The 15,263-nt window shown below is 65.9% G+C and carries 20 protein-coding genes; 12 read left to right on the forward strand and 8 right to left on the reverse strand.

What is annotated here, in order from left to right; genetic code table 11:
- Positions 1–4: 4 nt before the first annotated feature.
- Both B5J99_RS08975 and B5J99_RS19885 read right to left on the reverse strand, forming a co-directional pair.
- Positions 5–547: a universal stress protein gene (locus B5J99_RS08975; RefSeq protein WP_245991840.1), complete on the reverse strand. Its 543-nt coding sequence runs from the start codon at positions 545–547 to the stop codon at positions 5–7.
- Between the two features lie 9 nt (positions 548–556).
- Positions 557–823, reverse strand: coding sequence for a hypothetical protein (locus B5J99_RS19885; protein WP_245991842.1), 267 nt, complete (start codon positions 821–823; stop codon positions 557–559).
- 170 nt (positions 824–993) lie between these two features.
- Between B5J99_RS19885 and B5J99_RS08980 the strand changes: the two genes are divergently transcribed.
- The 7 genes from B5J99_RS08980 to B5J99_RS09010 all read left to right on the forward strand — a co-directional run bounded on the left by B5J99_RS08980 (position 994) and on the right by B5J99_RS09010 (position 6,221).
- Positions 994–1,701, forward strand: a complete 708-nt coding sequence (locus B5J99_RS08980) for a CoA transferase subunit A (RefSeq protein WP_054133501.1) — start codon at positions 994–996, stop codon at positions 1,699–1,701.
- 146 nt (positions 1,702–1,847) lie between these two features.
- A complete protein-coding gene (locus B5J99_RS08985; RefSeq protein ID WP_231683648.1) occupies positions 1,848–2,690 on the forward strand; it encodes an HAD family acid phosphatase in 843 nt (280 codons plus the stop codon).
- Positions 2,687–3,139 carry a hypothetical protein gene (locus tag B5J99_RS08990; RefSeq protein WP_211337893.1) on the forward strand — a complete coding sequence of 151 codons (453 nt, stop codon included), beginning with the start codon at positions 2,687–2,689 and terminating at the stop codon, positions 3,137–3,139. The genes B5J99_RS08985 and B5J99_RS08990 overlap by 4 nt, the downstream gene beginning before the upstream one ends.
- Before the next feature lie 3 nt (positions 3,140–3,142).
- The gene (locus B5J99_RS08995; RefSeq protein WP_054133500.1) at positions 3,143–3,778 is read left to right on the forward strand and encodes a 3-oxoacid CoA-transferase subunit B; all 636 of its coding nucleotides are present in this window, start codon (positions 3,143–3,145) and stop codon (positions 3,776–3,778) included.
- Positions 3,779–3,786: 8 nt separating this feature from the next.
- Positions 3,787–4,689, forward strand: a complete 903-nt coding sequence (locus B5J99_RS09000; RefSeq protein WP_117352221.1) for an alpha/beta hydrolase — start codon at positions 3,787–3,789, stop codon at positions 4,687–4,689.
- A 2-nt stretch (positions 4,690–4,691) separates the two neighbouring features.
- Positions 4,692–5,381, forward strand: a complete 690-nt coding sequence (locus B5J99_RS09005) for a glutathione S-transferase N-terminal domain-containing protein (protein ID WP_117352222.1) — start codon at positions 4,692–4,694, stop codon at positions 5,379–5,381.
- A gap of 90 nt (positions 5,382–5,471) precedes the next feature.
- Positions 5,472–6,221 carry a hypothetical protein gene (locus B5J99_RS09010; RefSeq protein WP_117352223.1) on the forward strand — a complete coding sequence of 250 codons (750 nt, stop codon included), beginning with the start codon at positions 5,472–5,474 and terminating at the stop codon, positions 6,219–6,221.
- Positions 6,222–6,231: 10 nt separating this feature from the next.
- Here the strand turns inward: B5J99_RS09010 and B5J99_RS09015 are convergent, their stop codons facing one another.
- A complete protein-coding gene (locus B5J99_RS09015) occupies positions 6,232–6,624 on the reverse strand; it encodes a hypothetical protein (RefSeq protein WP_211337894.1) in 393 nt (130 codons plus the stop codon).
- Between the two features lie 267 nt (positions 6,625–6,891).
- Between B5J99_RS09015 and B5J99_RS09020 the strand changes: the two genes are divergently transcribed.
- Positions 6,892–8,193: a serine hydrolase domain-containing protein gene (locus B5J99_RS09020; RefSeq protein WP_054133496.1), complete on the forward strand. Its 1,302-nt coding sequence runs from the start codon at positions 6,892–6,894 to the stop codon at positions 8,191–8,193.
- A gap of 45 nt (positions 8,194–8,238) precedes the next feature.
- Positions 8,239–8,874: a glutathione S-transferase family protein gene (locus B5J99_RS09025; RefSeq protein WP_054133495.1), complete on the forward strand. Its 636-nt coding sequence runs from the start codon at positions 8,239–8,241 to the stop codon at positions 8,872–8,874.
- A gap of 7 nt (positions 8,875–8,881) precedes the next feature.
- Here the strand turns inward: B5J99_RS09025 and B5J99_RS09030 are convergent, their stop codons facing one another.
- Genes B5J99_RS09030 through B5J99_RS09050 form a run of 5 tightly spaced genes read right to left on the reverse strand, consistent with a single transcriptional unit; the run spans position 8,882 to position 13,112 of the window.
- On the reverse strand, positions 8,882–9,823 hold the full coding sequence (locus B5J99_RS09030) for a 5-oxoprolinase subunit C family protein (RefSeq protein WP_117352224.1): 942 nt from the start codon (positions 9,821–9,823) through the stop codon (positions 8,882–8,884).
- Entirely contained in the window at positions 9,820–10,479 is a 660-nt protein-coding gene (locus B5J99_RS09035) for a 5-oxoprolinase subunit B family protein (RefSeq protein WP_069049367.1), read from the reverse strand. The genes B5J99_RS09030 and B5J99_RS09035 overlap by 4 nt, the downstream gene beginning before the upstream one ends.
- Positions 10,451–11,242 carry a LamB/YcsF family protein gene (locus B5J99_RS09040; protein WP_117352225.1) on the reverse strand — a complete coding sequence of 264 codons (792 nt, stop codon included), beginning with the start codon at positions 11,240–11,242 and terminating at the stop codon, positions 10,451–10,453. The genes B5J99_RS09035 and B5J99_RS09040 overlap by 29 nt, the downstream gene beginning before the upstream one ends.
- The gene (locus B5J99_RS09045; protein WP_211337895.1) at positions 11,239–12,468 is read right to left on the reverse strand and encodes an Nramp family divalent metal transporter; all 1,230 of its coding nucleotides are present in this window, start codon (positions 12,466–12,468) and stop codon (positions 11,239–11,241) included. The genes B5J99_RS09040 and B5J99_RS09045 overlap by 4 nt, the downstream gene beginning before the upstream one ends.
- Positions 12,465–13,112, reverse strand: coding sequence for a prolyl hydroxylase family protein (locus B5J99_RS09050; protein WP_083231595.1), 648 nt, complete (start codon positions 13,110–13,112; stop codon positions 12,465–12,467). Before B5J99_RS09050 ends, B5J99_RS09045 begins: the two co-directional genes overlap by 4 nt.
- 113 nt (positions 13,113–13,225) lie before the next feature.
- Here B5J99_RS09050 and gspI point away from each other — a divergent pair, with 113 nt between their 5' ends.
- From gspI to gspK, 3 genes are read left to right on the forward strand one after another with little or no spacing between them, the layout of a single operon-like run.
- Positions 13,226–13,603: a type II secretion system minor pseudopilin GspI gene (gspI, locus tag B5J99_RS09055; protein WP_054133491.1), complete on the forward strand. Its 378-nt coding sequence runs from the start codon at positions 13,226–13,228 to the stop codon at positions 13,601–13,603.
- Positions 13,600–14,394 carry a type II secretion system minor pseudopilin GspJ gene (gene gspJ / locus B5J99_RS19890; protein ID WP_162892531.1) on the forward strand — a complete coding sequence of 265 codons (795 nt, stop codon included), beginning with the start codon at positions 13,600–13,602 and terminating at the stop codon, positions 14,392–14,394. Before gspI ends, gspJ begins: the two co-directional genes overlap by 4 nt.
- Positions 14,318–15,241, forward strand: a complete 924-nt coding sequence (gene gspK, locus B5J99_RS09065; protein WP_245991872.1) for a type II secretion system minor pseudopilin GspK — start codon at positions 14,318–14,320, stop codon at positions 15,239–15,241. Before gspJ ends, gspK begins: the two co-directional genes overlap by 77 nt.
- Positions 15,242–15,263: the final 22 nt, after the last annotated feature.

Raw genomic sequence — 15,263 nt, forward strand, 5'->3', positions numbered from 1 at the left:
GCGCTCAGTGCGCCAGTAGCAGCGGGATGTTTGAATCCCTGAGGAAATAGCGCGTCACGCCGCCCAGCAGCACCTCGCGCAACCGGCTATGGCCGAACGCGCCCATCACCAGCAGGTCCGCGCCGATCTCGGCTGCGACATTCTCGATCACTTCCTCGATCGCGAGCAACCCGCGCTCGCGCTCGATCAGTTCGCTACGCACTCCGTGGCGCGAGAGATATTCGCTCGCCTCGGTGGAGGGGAAGCCACCCGCCTTTTTGGGCTCGACCACCGATACCAGATGCACCGATTGGGCCTGTTGCAGCATCGGCAGCGCCTGTTTCAGCGCATTGGCTGCCTCGTGGCTGCCATCCCACGCTACCAGGATCTTGCCCCCGGTGTTGAACGATTTGGCATCGGTCGGCACCGCGAGCACCGGGCAGCGGGTTTCCACCGCCACATCGGCAATCGCCAGCAGCGGGTGCGGACGGACGTTGCGGCCGGTGTTTTCCAGCGAAAGCACGATGACATCGGCCAGCCGCGAGGCGCTGATCACCGCCTGCGTCACATCGCCATCCTAGGCCGTCCAGTCCCAGGGCATCCCCTCGACCTTCATCCGCGCTTCGACCTGCGTGCGCAGCTTGTCCTCGTCGGCGCGCAGCTGTTCCAGCATGCTGGCAGGCACATAGCTGCCGCCCATCGGGTCCATCACGATGAAGCCGGACAACGGCGTCGCCTGAAGGAAGGTGATATGCCCCGACTGGCTTCGGGCAAGGTCCAGCGCCACCTGAAACCGGGATTCGAATGCGGCGCCGCCATCGGCGTAAAGCAGGATCGATTTCATAGTGCCTTCTCCTTGGTGTTCATGAACTGAGCTTGGGAGGGCCAGGCACAACTTGCATTGATTCAAATCAAGCGGCGGCTGGAAAAAGAGGCTTTGTGTCGCTAGGGCACCCGCAGGGGAGCGAATCATTCCTTCGCCCACGTCATCATACTCCTGGGAGACACCTCGCCATGCAGAAAATCTATCCCGATGCCGCATCCGCTCTGGAAGGTCTGCTGTTTGACGGGATGCACATCTGTGCGGGCGGATTTGGCCTGAGCGGGATCCCGGAGCGGCTGATCGACGCGATCCGCGATGCTGGCACCAGGGACCTCACCATCGCCTCGAACAATGCCGGGATCGATGGCGAGGGGCTGGGCAAGCTGCTGCGCACCCGCCAGGTCAAGAAGATGATTTCGAGCTATGTCGGCGAGAACAAGGAATTCGAGCGCCAGTATCTGGCAGGCGAGCTAGAGGTGGAATTCTGCCCGCAGGGCACGCTTGCCGAACGCTGCCGGGCAGGGGGCGCAGGCATTCCCGGCTTCTACACCAAGACCGGCGTCGGCACCCAGGTGGCCGAAGGCAAGGAGCACAAGGATTTCGACGGCCAGACCTATATTCTGGAACGCGGCATCTACGCCGATCTGTGCATCATCAAGGGCTGGAAGGCCGACAAGGCGGGGAACCTCATTTTCCGCAAGACCGCCCGCAATTTCAATCAGCCGATGGCGACCGCGGGCAAGGTCTGCGTCGCGGAAGTCGAGGAAATCGTCGAGACCGGCAGCCTCGATCCCGACTGCATCCACGTCCCTGGAATCTACATCAAGCGCCTGATCTGCGGTGCGCCGTACGACAAGAAGATCGAGTTCCGGACGGTGCGCGAACGGACCGCAGCGTGATGATCGCCGCTTTTCTCCCCTACCGCTTGCGGAAGGGGTGGCCGAAGGCCGGGATGGGCCTGCGCTACCGGTCGGGCTCCATGCCCACCCCGGTTCAGCAAGCTGAACCTGCCCCTCCCGCAAGCGGTAGGGGAAAGGGGATTGTAGTGGCCGCTGCTTTGGCCCTGTCTGCCTGTTCGACAGTGCAGAGCGAACCTATTGCATCCGCAGCGCCTGCGCCCGCCGCGGCACCGTCCGTGCCGATGGGCCAGCAATGGCTCTATGGATCGGCTGAGGGCGCGATTGCGACCCGGCAGACCTTTGGCGCGCTGACCAGCTACGCGACCGCCAAGGCAAGAACGCGCCCAGCCGACAGCGTGATCATCGACGATGCGACCGGCAAGCCGGTGCCCTGCGGGACCAAGCCACTCGCTGCGGTGTTCGATGCCGACGAGACATTGATCTGGAACATCGGCCCGATGCGCTGGTTCGCGCTGCGCGGCGCCGAGTTCGACGCCAAGACCTGGGACCAGTGGGAAAAGACCGGCACCGGCAAGGCCGTGGCGATGCCGGGCGCGATCGAGGCGATGGCCGCGCTGCGTGCCGCCGGAATCACGCCGATCGCCAACACCAACCGGTCCGCCGCCAATGCAGCAGGCAGCGAGCAGACGCTGGCCGCTGCCGGCCTTGGCGATTTCAGGCACGGCGAAACCTTGTTCCTGATGGGCGACGATGCGGGCGGATCGAGCAAGGATATGCGCCGCGCGACCATCGCCTCGCGCTGGTGCGTTGTCGCGATGGCGGGTGATCAGCTTGGCGATTTCCGCAACCTGTTCAACAAGCCCGAACTGCCGCCGCTGCAGCGCCGCGCGCTGGCGACCGCCGCGCCTTACGATGCGCTTTGGGGCAATGGCTGGTTCCTGTTCGCCAATCCGGTCTACGGCCCGTCGATCCGCGGCGGCTTCGATGATATATTCCCGGCTGAAACGCACTGGGAGCCGCAGCAGTGACCAGCCTGCAGCAGGGCAATATCTGGTTAATCGTCGGCGGATCGCTGAGCGTTGCTGCCGCACTGCTGCATCTGGCATGCATCATAGGCGGACCTGACTGGTATCGCTTCTTCGGCGCAGGCGAAGGTATCGCCCGTGCTGCGGCGCGGGGCAGCTGGGGTCCCGTGATCATGACGCTCGGCATCGCGACCGTGCTCGCAATCTGGGCGGCCTATGCGTTTTCAGGCGCGGGACTGATCGCCCGGCTGCCGTTGCTGCGCACCGGGCTGGTCGTGATCAGCGCCATTTATCTTTTGCGCGGATTGGTGCTGTTTTTTCCGTCCGCCTTTCAACGTCCGGACCTGTCGGAAACCTTTCTCCGGTGGTCGTCCGCAATCGTCCTCGTTTTCGGACTGGTGTATGCCATCGGTACCTGGCGAGCCTGGAACAGCTTGAGTGGAGAAGCCTAGACTATGCCCTGGACCCGTGACGATATGGCGGCGCGCGCCGCGAAGGAATTGAAGGACGGCTATTATGTCAATCTCGGCATCGGCATTCCGACCTTGGTCGCCAACCATGTGCCCGAGGGCATGGAGGTCACGCTGCAATCGGAAAACGGCATGCTCGGAATCGGCCCGTTCCCGTTGGAGGGCGACGAGGATGCCGATTTGATCAACGCGGGCAAGCAGACCATCAGCGAGCTGCCTTCGTCGAGCTATTTCAGCTCGTCGGACAGCTTTGCCATGATCCGCGGCGGGCATATCGACCTCACCGTGCTGGGCGCGATGGAGATCGCCGAAAATGGCGACATCGCCAACTGGATGATCCCGGGCAAGATGATCAAGGGCATGGGCGGCGCGATGGATCTGGTCGCGGGCGTCAAGAAGATCATCGTGGTGATGGAGCACACCTCCAAGAACGGCGACCCCAAGTTCATCCCGTCGTGCACGCTGCCGCTGACCGGCAAGAACGTGGTCGACATGATCATCACCGACCTGTGCGTGTTCCAGCGCCCCGACCACGACAGCCCGTTCAAGCTGATCGAACTGGCACCCGGCGTGACGGCCGAGGATGTCGCGGCCAGGACGACCGCACACTACGTCTCTTGAGCCAGCGCATGAAGCGTAGCACCAAGCTGGGTCTGGGCGGGCTGGTTGCGGTTCTGGGCGGGATGGGGCTTTATGCTGCCACCGCCTCGCCGCCGCTGCTGCTGAGCCATCTCGATGCTGCGACCGGCGGGGGCAAGGCTGCCGCGCTGGTGGCCGAGGCCGTGCCGTTTGGCGATCAGGGCCAGACGCTCGATGTCTGGCGCGCAGCCGACGCCGCCGATGGTGACAGGCGGCCGGTTCTGATCTTCTGGCATGGCGGCGGATGGGTGAAGGGCGCACGCCAGGATTATGCCTTTGCCGGACGCGCTTTCGCCAGGCAGGGTTTCGTCGTGGTCGTCCCCGATTACCGCAAGGTGCCGCAGGTTCGCTTCCCCGCATTTATCGAGGATGCCGCCGATGCGGTCGCCTGGACCCGCGACAATATCGGTCGTTATGGCGGTGACCCCGACGCGATCGGCTTTTCCGGGCATTCGGCAGGCGCGCACACTGCAGTGCTGTTGGCGCTCGATCCGCGCTGGTTGAAAGCCGCAGGCGTCGATCCCGGCATCGTCAAGGCGGTGGTGGGCTTGAGCGGTGCGTATGATTTCTACCCCTTCACCACCAAGCGCTCGATCGATGCGATGTCGGCCTATCCCGATCCGCAGGTGACCCAGCCGATCACCTTTGCCCGCGCCGATGCGCCGCCGATGCTGCTGATCACCAGCAGCGAGGATACCACCGTGCGCCCGCGCAACGCGATCAACCTCACCGCGCGGCTGAAGCAGAAGGGCGCGGTGGTGCAGATGATCAATTATCAGGGGCTCGACCATGAAGAGGTGGTGATGGCCCTGTCCAAGCCGTTCCGCGGCAAGGGTCCCGTGCTCAGCGACAGCACCGCGTTTCTCAACCGCCACCTCAAGCCTGCGGAGTAGCCATGGCCTACACCCTGTTCACCGCGAACCGCAATTACTCGAGCTGGTCGCTGCGCCCCTGGCTGTTGATGCGCGGGCTCGGGATCGCTTTCGAAGACCGGCTGGTCCCCTTTGCCGGGCCCGACAATTCGGCCAAGTTCCGCAGCTTCGCGCCCAATGGCAAGGTGCCGTGCCTGCACGATGGCGATATCGTCGTGTGGGATTCGCTGGCGATCGTGGAATATCTCGCCGAGCGCCATCCTGGCGTGTGGCCCGCCGACACCGCGGCGCGCGCTTGGGCACGCTCGGCAGCCGCGGAAATGCACTCGGGCTTTTCGCCTTTGCGCAACATCTGCCCGATGAGCGTGGGGGTGCGTGCCGATCTGATCGCGATACCCCCGGCGCTGCAGGCGGATATAGAGCGGATCGGCGAATTGTTCGCGCAAGGGCTCGACCGGTTTGGCGGACCCTGGCTGGCGGGCGCAGAGTTCAGCGCGGTCGATGCCTTTTTCGCCCCGGTCGCCTTCCGGGTGCGCAGCTTCGGTCTGGATATCGGCGACAAAGGCAGGGCGTGGGTGGGGCGGATTCTGAGCCACCCTGCGATGGTCGACTGGGAGGCAGCCGCCCTGGCCGAAACCTGGCGCGACCCGGCGCATGAGGACGAAATCGCCGCAGTTGCCGCCGTCACTGCGGATTATCGCGCGGCGCCATAGTCCTGATGACGTATAGCGTCATGCAACAAGCCATTGCGCTTGCATCGGCATCGTAGCAGACTGCCCCCTCATCCGGGGGGATCACACAGCATGGCGCAGTTTGCAGGGGCGGGTCCGAGCAAGGCCGAGCGCGAGCATCGTTTCTTTCTGGCGATGGCAGCGACGATCCTGACGCTGACCGTGATCGGGTTCGCGCCCAGTTACTATCTGCGCGCGTTCATCGCGCCCCCGCATCCGATGGAACCGCTCAATCCGCTGGTGCATCTGCACGGGCTCGTATTCAGCGCCTGGGTGATACTGTTCATGGTCCAGGCAGGCCTGATTTCGGCGGGCAAGCGGCACATTCACCGCCAGCTCGGAATTCTCGGCATGCTGCTGGTGGCGATCATGATCCCGCTGGCGATCGCCGTGGGCATTGCCGGTATAGACAGGCCGCTGACCGCGCCTCCCGGGATCGATACGCTGTCATGGGCCGCGCTGCCCCTGCTCGATGTCCCGGTTTTCGGCGGGCTGATCATCGCCGCGCTGGCGATGCGGCACCGCAGCGATGTCCACAAACGGTTGATGCTGGTGGCGATGATCGACATGGTCCAGCCCTCCGCGGGCCGGTTGATCGGCATGTCCGGCGTGCCCGGAGAGGCCGTCGGGCCGCTCTCCGGGCTGGTGGTGGTGCTGCTGCTGATCGTGCTGATCGTACGGGACTGGCTGGTCACCCGGCGCTTTCACCCTGCAGCGATCATCGGATCGGCGATTGTCGTGGCGCGCATCGTGCTCACCCCGGTGATCTGGTCGACACCGGCCTGGATGGACTTTGCCCGCTGGCTGTCCGGCGCGGGTTAGGCGCGCGCGGTCAATCCGCGCGCTTGCCGTTCCAGACATTGCCGACGATATACTCATAATCGCAATAGGACCAGATGCCCGTCCAGCCCGAGCCCGCGCTGTTGAGCTCGAAGCGGATGCGGCCCCAATGGCGGCTGCCCATCCTGGCTGTATCGCAGGTATAGTCCGACGCGGATTCGACCCAGAAGCCGCTGATCACGCCGTTTGCGATGCTGCCGGTGATGCGGCCGTCATCGGTGTCATATGTCCCGCTGACCTCGCCCTGCTTGCCCTCGATCATTCGCACGCTGCCGAAATCGGTGGTCCAGGTGCCGGTGAGCGGCTTTTGCGGCGCGGCAGCCTGCACGAGGGCTGCGGTGCTCAGCAGCGCAAGCGCTGCCAGGGTCTTGGTGGTCATCGGCATGCACGCTCTCCTCATCCAGATCCTGTCCACAAGCGGCAGGCTCCCTGCCCGATTAGCAGGCGCTGCTTGCAGCTTTGTGACGCGCTGCACACGGGTGCCTCGATCGGGCTGGGCAGGGCGGCGAACCGGTGATCCGGCCAGCACCGGCGACAGGCCGAATCCGGCATGGCTTGCTCTTAAGCATTTTACAGGGCAAAACATGCATATTGGCTAAGACAAGGCGGGTAACGCATTGCAGCCGGGGCGCAATTTCTATTCGGAGACACCATGAAGCACTGGCTGCGCAGTCCTGTCGTCTGGGCCGCCAGCGGTCTTGCTGCCGCAGGCTTGCTGGTGGGGCTGAGCGTATCGCGCGGTGGCGGGGTAGTGCCGGGAACGCCGGCGATTGCCGCGCAGGCGAGCCAGCTATTGCCCGACACCCCCGAACGCTGGCAGGGCAAGGTCGATTACGCCGCGTTCGATGCGCGGATCAACCGGCTGATGCGCGATCCCGAGATGGTCGGGTTGTCGGTGGCGACGGTCGAGAACGGCAGGCTGGCCTTTGTCCGCGGATATGGCTTTGCCGATCGCGAGGCCGGGCTTGCCGTCACCCCGCAGACGGTGTTCCGCTGGGCTTCGGTCTCCAAGGGTGTCGCGGGCACGCTGGCGTACAAGCTGGCAGAAGAGGGCAGGCTCAGCCTTTCTGCGCCGCTGGCCTCGTTCGGCACCAGCCTGAAGCTTTCGGGCGGGGCGGAGAACCGGCTGGCGATCCCGGATCTGCTCGCCCACCGGCTGGGGCTGTCGCGCAACGCGTATGACGGCAAGCTGGAATCGGGCGACCCTGCGCCGATGCTGCGCAATATGCTTTCCACCGTACCGCAGCAGTGCCTGCCGGGCGACTGCCACAGCTATCAGAACGTCGCTTATGATGCGTTCAGCGAGATCGTCGGCAACGCGACCAGGATGCCTTACGAAATGGCGGCCCAGCAGCAGCTGTTCGCGCCGCTGGGCATGACCAGCGCAGGGCTGGGGATGGCGAACCTTACCGGCGCGAAAAGCTGGGCGCGGCCCTATCGGCGCGGCAGCGTCCAGGTGCTGTCCGATGCCTATTTCCGCGTCCCCGCCGCCGCCGGTGTCAGCTCGAACATCATCGATCTGGCGCGTTGGATGCAGGCGCAGATGGGGCAGGCGCCGCAGGTTGTCTCTGCAGGGGTGCGTGCCGAAATCCACCGTCCGCGCGTCGCGACCTATCGCGGCGGCCGCAGCGGACCGGATTCGCTGATCATCAGCCACGGCTATGGCCAGGGCTGGCGCAGCCATATCTATGATGGCCATTATCTTGTCGGCCATGGCGGCGCGGTCAACGGCTATCGTGCTGCGATGTGGTTCGATCCCGAAACCCAGAACGGCATCGTGATGCTGTGGAACAGCGGATCGACCCGGCCCTTCCGGCTGCCGTACGAGTTCTTCGATTCGGTCTACGGCCGTCCGTTCAGCGACTGGATGGACATCGACAAGGATCCCAGGTTCCTCGATCCCGGCATCGTGCCCGGCGCACCGGGGGCCGACCAGACCATCCTTGCCGACTAACCCGAAAAGCCTTCCCCAAAACAGAACAGACCGGAGAGACATGCCATGAGCATCGTGCTGCATCACCTCGAATATTCGCGTTCCACCCGCATCATCTGGCTGCTGGAGGAGCTGGGAACGCCCTATGAGATGGTCCGCCACCAGCGCGATCCCCAGACCTTCCGCGCGCCGCCCGCGCTCAAGGACGTCCACCCGTTGTCCAAGGCGCCGACAGTGATCATCGACGGCCATTGCATGGTCGAATCGGGTGCGATCATCGAATATCTCATCGAGCGCTATGGCAGCGACACGCTGGCGCCCGCCAACGCCAAGGATCGCCCCGCCTATCTCGAATGGCTGCACTTTGCCGAGGGTACCATGTCGAGCCCGATCATCTTCACCGCGCTCGCCCCGCGCTTTGGCGGGCTGGGCCCGATGCTGGGCGGTTTTCTGGGGGCTGAGGTCGTCAAGCTGCTCGACCATGTCGAGGCGGCGGTGACGGGGCACGAGTTCCTGGTCGGCGACCGGCTGAGCGGTGCGGACATCCACATGGCCTATCTGCTCGAGGTCGCCTCTGCCAGCAAGCTGCTCGAAAATCGCCCTGCGCTGGCCGCCTATCTGCAGCGGCTGCGTGATCGCCCCGCTTATGCAAAGTCGATCGAACTCGGTGGCCCGATGATCTTCGCCGCGATGGGCGGCTGAGAGGAGCCTAGCCCAGCGCCAGGCCGGGGAGCCACTCGGCCCACAGGCCCAGCTTCTCGGCATGAATCTGCTCGGCCTGGTCGCCCTGAACAGGCACCAGCAGCATCGTCGCATTGGGGGCGAGCTGGCCGATCAGGTGCCGGTCGGCGCGGATGACCTGGCCGATGCGCGGATAGCCGCCGGTGGTCTGGCCTTCGCAGCCGATCAGATAGGGCATGCCGTCGGGCGGGCACTGGATGATGCCGGGAAACACCGCGCCGCTGCGGATCGGCGCTGCGGAATTGAGATCGATCGCGGTTCCCTGCAGCTTCAGGCCCATGCGGCTGGAGCGCGACGACACCCGCCAGCGCTTGCGCGAAAGCGCCGCCATGCCCAGCGCCAGCCGGTCCGATTCGGGCCCGCCGACGATCCGCAGCACAAAGCCGTGGCCAAAGAACGGCTGAAGCTCTGCCGGGGTGGTGATCTTGTCGGGCGCCGCGTCGCCGTCTTCCAGCGCGATGACATCACCATCGGCCAGCGCGCGGCCATCGAGGCCGCCGAACCCGGCTGCGATCAGCGTCGATTGCGAACCCAGCACCGGCGCGACTGCGATGTCCGCCGAGACCGCCAGATAGGTGCGGCACCCCGCCCAGACACGCCCGATGCTGATCGTGTCTCCGGCGGCCAGGTGCAGCGTCTCGTGCTGCTCGGCATCCTCGCCGTTGATCGCGACCTGGCACGGCGCGCCGGTCACTGCGACCGCCATGGCGCGCTCGGCGCGGAACTCGGCAGGGCCCAGCGTGACTTCGATCGCTGCCGCCTCGAGCGGCTTGCCCACCAGCCGGTTGGCGAGCGCGAGGCTGAGCACGTCTGCTGCGCCTCCCGATGGCACCGCAAGCTTGCGCAAGCCCCGGAAGGGCGCGGCCTGGATGCTCGACTGGATGCCGGCCTTGATCACGGTGAGGCTCATGCGGGCTCTCCCGTCAGGCGCGAGAGGGTGGGGCCGTCGACGCGCTCAAAGCGCACCTTCTGCCCGGGGGTCAGCAACGCGGGCGATGCGGCGTGCGGATCGAACAGCGTTTCGGCGATGCGGCCGATGATCGGCCAGCCTCCGGGCCCGGCGTGCGGATACAGTCCGCAGATCTGTCCGAGCAGGCCAACCGACCCTCGCGCAACATGCGCGCGCGGATCGGACAGGCGCGGAATCTCGGGGATATGCGCATCGCACACCAGATAGCCGAAGCCCGGCTGGAACCCCAGCATGGCCACGCGCCAATCCTGCGCGGCGTGCCAATGCGGCAGGACATCTGTGGCGATCCCGAGCAGTTCGGCGACGATCTCCGCATCATGCGCCCACACCGCGTCGTAGCAGATGTGCAGCGTGACCGGGGGCAGGGTGCCCTCTGCCGGAGCTGCGTCCGCTTGGGCCACCAGCGCTTCGGCAACCGCGCGCGCCGTCTCGAGCGATCTTTCCGCCGGGTTCCAGCTCAGCGAGAGGCTGTCGAGCCCCGGGACCACATCTTCCCAGCCTTGACCCTGTGCCGCCTGTGCCAGCCCTGCCACCTGATCCGGGCCAAGCGATCGGATCATCAACCAGTCATCGGCGCAGTAGATCGGCAGGGTCATCGGGCGGCTCTCCGGGTGCTTTTATGCTTATGCCCTTGCTTGCCATCACCTCGGCGATCCGCAAAGCGGTTTGTTCCGATCCGGGACTGTCGGAATGAAGGCATAGGCTTTGCGCCATAACATGGATCAGGCTGCCGTCATCGGCGGTGAGCGGCTGGCCGGTGGCGATGGCGAGCGCCTGCGCGGCACGGGCATCATCGCCCGCGATCAGCGCACCGGGCTGGCTGCGCGGCACCAGACGGCGCGTGGGCGTGTAACCGCGATCGACGAACCCTTCGGCGATGAACCGCGCCCCGGCCTTCGCCGCCGCACTCTCGAACGCGCCATGCGCCAGACCGACCAGCGCGAGCCGGGGAAAGGCCCGGTGCAGCGCGTCAGCCACCGCCTCGGCCATCTCCACGCGGTCGGCCAGATCGTTGTAGAGCATGCCGTGCGGCTTGATATGGGTGAGCGCAACGCCAAGGTCTGCCGCGACACGGGCAAGCTCGGTGACCTGCACGATCAGCGAGTCGATCAGCGCGGGCAGCGGCATATCCAGCGATGTCCGGCCAAAGCCTGCGCGATCCGGATAGGAGGGGTGCGCCCCCGCCGCAACGCCCGCATCGCGCGCCGCGCGCAGCATCCGCGCCATGCTGCCGGCGTCTCCGGCATGCCCGCCGCATGCGATGTTGCAGCTCGAGATATGCGCCATCAGCGCGATGTCGCGCGCCTCTGCGAGCGGGTCTTCGCCCAGATCGGCGTTGATGTCGATTTGCGCGGTCATGGCCACACGCCCGCCGCGCGCAAAATCAGCCGCAGCCCCAGCAGGGTGCACACAAGCACCACGGAGCCCCCCGCCAGATTGGCCAACGGCCCGTTGGCAAAGCTGCCCAGGCTCTGACGCCGCGAAGCGACCCAGAGCAGGAACGCGGCGAGGATCGGCAGCAACAGGCCGTTGGCGGACTGCGCGATCAGGATCAATTCGACCGGGTTGACCGCCAGGACCGCGAACGCGGTGCCGATCGCGATCACCGCCAGCGCGGTACGCTTGAAGATGCGGGTGCGCCGTTCCGGGTCGCTGCTGCCACCCATCATCTCGGCGAGCACATAGCCGGTGGCGAGCGGCGCGGTGAGCGCCGAGCTGAAGCCTGCGCCCACCAGGCCCAGCGCGAAGACGATGCGCGCGGGACTGCCGAACATCGCCTCCAGCCGCAGCGCGACCTCGTCTAGCGGCCCGGCCCCGGCAGATGGCAGCGCGCTGGTCGCAGCGCCCATGATCACGATCGCCATCGACAGCAGCCCGCCCAAGGTTACCGATACCGCGGTGTCGAGGCTTGCAGCGGCGATGCCCTGGCGGTCGGAGCTGAACTGGCCGCGCACTGATGCGGCGTGCAGGAACAGGTTGTACGGCACCACCGTAGTGCCGATCAGCGCGATCGCGGTAAACAGACTGTCGGCAGGCAGGGCAGGCAGCAGACCACGCGCCGCCGAAGACCAGTCGACATCGATCACCATCAGACCGCCGATGAACGCCAGCGACATTGCCAGCACGAGACCGATCAGAAGCTTTTCAAGCCAGCCGGGCTTTCCGATAATCACAAGAGCCGCCGCCACCACGCCAATTGCCAATGCCAGCACCGGTTGCGTCAGCGCGTCGCTTTTGACGCCCAGCAGCGAGAGACCCACCGCCGTGCCGCTGATGTTGCCCGCCTGATAGGCCGAATTGCCAATGCCCAGCGCCGCGAAGATCAGCGCCGCCATTGCCCAGCGCACCGGCAGGCTGGATGCCGCCGCCAGAATCGCCTCGGCAAGCCCCTGCCCGGTGACGATCGCGACTCGCGCCGCCATGTTCTGCAGGATGATCGTGGCGACAGTCGCGAACACCAGGGCCCAGAGCAGCGCGTAGCCAAAACCGATCCCCGCGCTCGCGCAGGCGGTGACCGTTCCGGGGCCGATGAACGCTGCGGTGACCAGCATAGCTGGCCCGGGGCGATAGGTTCCGAGGCTCACCAGCCCCAGCTTTTTTCACGGTACCATTTGGTGATCACGTATTTGGTCCCCTCGCGCACCTTCATGCCGTGGTGGATGGTCGCGGGGTTTAGCGATCCATCGGGCCTGCGGTTGTTCCACGCGACCAGCTTGCCGGTTTCGGGCTGGATCGACTTGCCGATGGTCTTGAACCGGGTCGCGCCGCCTGCAACCGGCTCGTTGAGATAGATCATGAAGGTCCAGGTGCGCTGGCCCGCAACGCTGGTGTAGCGCTCGTAATCCTGCCCGCCGGGTTCGAAATAATCGGTATGCGCCTTGAACTCCTGCCCGACATCATAGCGCTGGCCCTGCATCGTCTCGCCGAACTGCCGGTCGATTCCGGACAGCGTGCTCAATTTTTCATCGAGCGCGATCACCTCGGGATCCTCGGCGCTGAGGTCGCAGGTTTCGGACGTGCGGAAATAATGGTCGCCATTGGGATCGGCGATGGTCGAGGGGCGGCGGTCGATATCGATCTTCGCGACGAACCGCGCGCACTCCTCCGCCGTCAGGAAATTGCGCAGGATGAACAGTTCGAGCCGCGGCGTCGGCACCCGCTGGATGCCGGGCACCTTCATCAGGGCGGCGATGTTACACTGGTTGCTGGCGGTGCTGGTTTCGCTCATCGGTCCGATCCACGCGCGGCTCATGTCCGCCCGCCGATTAGCCCGCATTTCCACGCCAGTTCAACCCCGCAAACGGCTGGCGTGCCGGGGCATTGACGGTTAAATGAGCGGCCATGCCCCTTCGCCACCGTCCCTCCGCCGGATCAGCCGGTTTCAGCCTGCTGGAAATGCTGGTGGCGCTGGCGGTGTTCTCGATCGCCGCGCTCGCGCTGATCAAGCTGCAGGGGGCGAGCTTGATGCAGACCGCCGAACTCGACAGCCGGTTGTACAGCGAAGTGGTGGTGCGCAATCTCGCAGTCGAGGCGCTGACCGATCCCAACCCGCCCTCGCTTGGCGATTCGCAAGGCGCAACGACCAATGCGGGGCGCAGCTTCACCTGGCGGCGCACAACCAGCGCGCTGGATGGCGGCGAGATGCTCAAGGTCGATCTGGCGGTAAAGCAGGCGGCGGGACCCGAGGTGACGCTGACAGTGCTGAGACCGGTGTTGTGAGCGACGTGCACCCCATTCCTGCATTCGTCACCGTTCGCGGGAATGACGGGGAGTGGCGCGGGCAAGGGGAGCGCGGCTTCACCCTGGTCGAAATGATGGTCGCGTTGTTCATCTTCGGAATGATCGCCAGCGCTTCTGTTTTCCTGCTGCGCCAGAGCGTCGAGGCCGAGGCGCGCAGCGCGGTGCGGCTCGAGGAGATGGGCGATCTGCGCCGCTTCTCCGCGATCCTGGCGCAGGACATGACGCTGATGCTGCCGCGCCCGTCGCGCGATGCGGTGGGAAGCGACAGGGTTGCGCTGATGAGCGGAGATGGCCTGCTGCTCGGCTTCACCCGCCAGGTGCCGCAGATCGATCCGCAGCCCGGAGCCTCGAGCCTGCAGCGAGTCGAATGGGCGCTGGTCGACGGCCGCCTCACTCGAGCGACCGCACCCAAGGCCGATGGCGCGGCGACATCGGCTCCGGTGCCGATCCTGGAGGGGATCGAATCGGTGCAGATGCGCTATCGCGACCGGCTTGGCGTGTGGCAACCCGACTGGCGCCCGCAGCGTACCGACGAACTTCCGATCGCGATCGAGCTCTCCCTGGCGCAGGCGGGCAACCCCGGGGCACCGCTGGTGATGCAGTTCCTGGTCGCCGGGGGGGCGGATGAGCGCGCCGGGCAGGCCCTCGGAACGCGGCATCGCGCTGCTCAGCGTGTTGCTGCTGGTGGCGGTAATGGCGATCGTCACCACGCTGATCCTCGACCGGGTGAACCTCGCGGTCAGGCTCGCGGGCAACGCCGGTGCCGCTGATCGCGCGCGCTTCGCTGCGCTGGGCGCCGAAGGCCTGGCTGCGCGCGAAATCAAGCGGCGGCTCGACCAGTCGCCTGCGCGCACCGTCAATGTCGGCGGCTGGCTGGGTGCGCCAATGGTGCTTCCCGTCGATGACGGCTCGGGGGCAACCGTCACCGCGACGGTGCGCGATGGCGGGAATTGTTTCAATCTGAACTCGGTGGTGGCGGGCCAGCCTGGGGATTTCGCCGCGCGGCCGGTCGGCATCGGCCAGTTCGCCGGTCTGATGACCGCGCTCGGCGTGCCCGCGCAGGATGCAGCAGCGCTTGCCGATGCGCTGGCCGACTGGATCGACACCGATTCCGTGCCGCTGCCCGCCGGCGCCGAGGACCAGTTCTACATGCAGGGCGAGGCGCCCTTTCGCACCGCGGGCCAGCTGCTCGGCGACAAGGGCGAAGTGCAGGCGCTGCGCGGCATGACGCCGCAGCTTTATGCCCGGCTTGAGCCCTGGATCTGCGCGCTGCCCGATGCGATTCTCTCGCCGATCAACGTCAACACGCTGCTGCCCGAGCAGGCTCCGCTGATCATGATGCTCGCCCCCGGCCAGATCCCGCTGGAGCGCGCGCGCCGGCTGATCGAGCAGCGCCCGCCGCTGGGCTATGCCCGGATCGCCGACTTCTGGCGGCCGCTGGCGCTGCAATCGCAGACCTTCGGGCCCGAAATCGAATCGCAGCCGCAGATCGTCAGCCGCTGGTTCGAGCTCGATCTGGTGATCGCGCAGGGCGAGAGTCGCTGGCGGCAGACCAGCCTGCTCGACGCGCAACTGACGCCCGCGCGCATCATCTCACGGCGGATCGGCGAGCCGTAAGTGCCCGCCTAATTTAATTACA

Origin of the sequence: Blastomonas fulva (assembly GCF_003431825.1) — a bacterium.
In the GTDB taxonomy this organism is placed as follows: Bacteria; Pseudomonadota; Alphaproteobacteria; order Sphingomonadales; family Sphingomonadaceae; genus Blastomonas; species Blastomonas fulva.

What these genes read in the sequence shown, in the direction of transcription:
- B5J99_RS19885 (WP_245991842.1), bottom strand. Translation starts at nt 823, where the DNA reads ATGAAATCGATCCTGCTTTACGCCGATGGCGGCGCCGCATTCGAATCC.
- B5J99_RS08980 (WP_054133501.1), top strand. Translation starts at nt 994, where the DNA reads ATGCAGAAAATCTATCCCGATGCCGCATCCGCTCTGGAAGGTCTGCTG.
- B5J99_RS08995 (WP_054133500.1), top strand. Translation starts at nt 3,143, where the DNA reads ATGCCCTGGACCCGTGACGATATGGCGGCGCGCGCCGCGAAGGAATTG.
- B5J99_RS09000 (WP_117352221.1), top strand. Translation starts at nt 3,787, where the DNA reads ATGAAGCGTAGCACCAAGCTGGGTCTGGGCGGGCTGGTTGCGGTTCTG.
- B5J99_RS09005 (WP_117352222.1), top strand. Translation starts at nt 4,692, where the DNA reads ATGGCCTACACCCTGTTCACCGCGAACCGCAATTACTCGAGCTGGTCG.
- B5J99_RS09010 (WP_117352223.1), top strand. Translation starts at nt 5,472, where the DNA reads ATGGCGCAGTTTGCAGGGGCGGGTCCGAGCAAGGCCGAGCGCGAGCAT.
- B5J99_RS09015 (WP_211337894.1), bottom strand. Translation starts at nt 6,624, where the DNA reads ATGCCGATGACCACCAAGACCCTGGCAGCGCTTGCGCTGCTGAGCACC.
- B5J99_RS09020 (WP_054133496.1), top strand. Translation starts at nt 6,892, where the DNA reads ATGAAGCACTGGCTGCGCAGTCCTGTCGTCTGGGCCGCCAGCGGTCTT.
- B5J99_RS09025 (WP_054133495.1), top strand. Translation starts at nt 8,239, where the DNA reads ATGAGCATCGTGCTGCATCACCTCGAATATTCGCGTTCCACCCGCATC.
- B5J99_RS09030 (WP_117352224.1), bottom strand. Translation starts at nt 9,823, where the DNA reads ATGAGCCTCACCGTGATCAAGGCCGGCATCCAGTCGAGCATCCAGGCC.
- B5J99_RS09035 (WP_069049367.1), bottom strand. Translation starts at nt 10,479, where the DNA reads ATGACCCTGCCGATCTACTGCGCCGATGACTGGTTGATGATCCGATCG.
- B5J99_RS09040 (WP_117352225.1), bottom strand. Translation starts at nt 11,242, where the DNA reads ATGACCGCGCAAATCGACATCAACGCCGATCTGGGCGAAGACCCGCTC.
- B5J99_RS09050 (WP_083231595.1), bottom strand. Translation starts at nt 13,112, where the DNA reads ATGAGCGAAACCAGCACCGCCAGCAACCAGTGTAACATCGCCGCCCTG.
- gspI (WP_054133491.1), top strand. Translation starts at nt 13,226, where the DNA reads ATGCCCCTTCGCCACCGTCCCTCCGCCGGATCAGCCGGTTTCAGCCTG.
- gspK (WP_245991872.1), top strand. Translation starts at nt 14,318, where the DNA reads ATGGCGATCGTCACCACGCTGATCCTCGACCGGGTGAACCTCGCGGTC.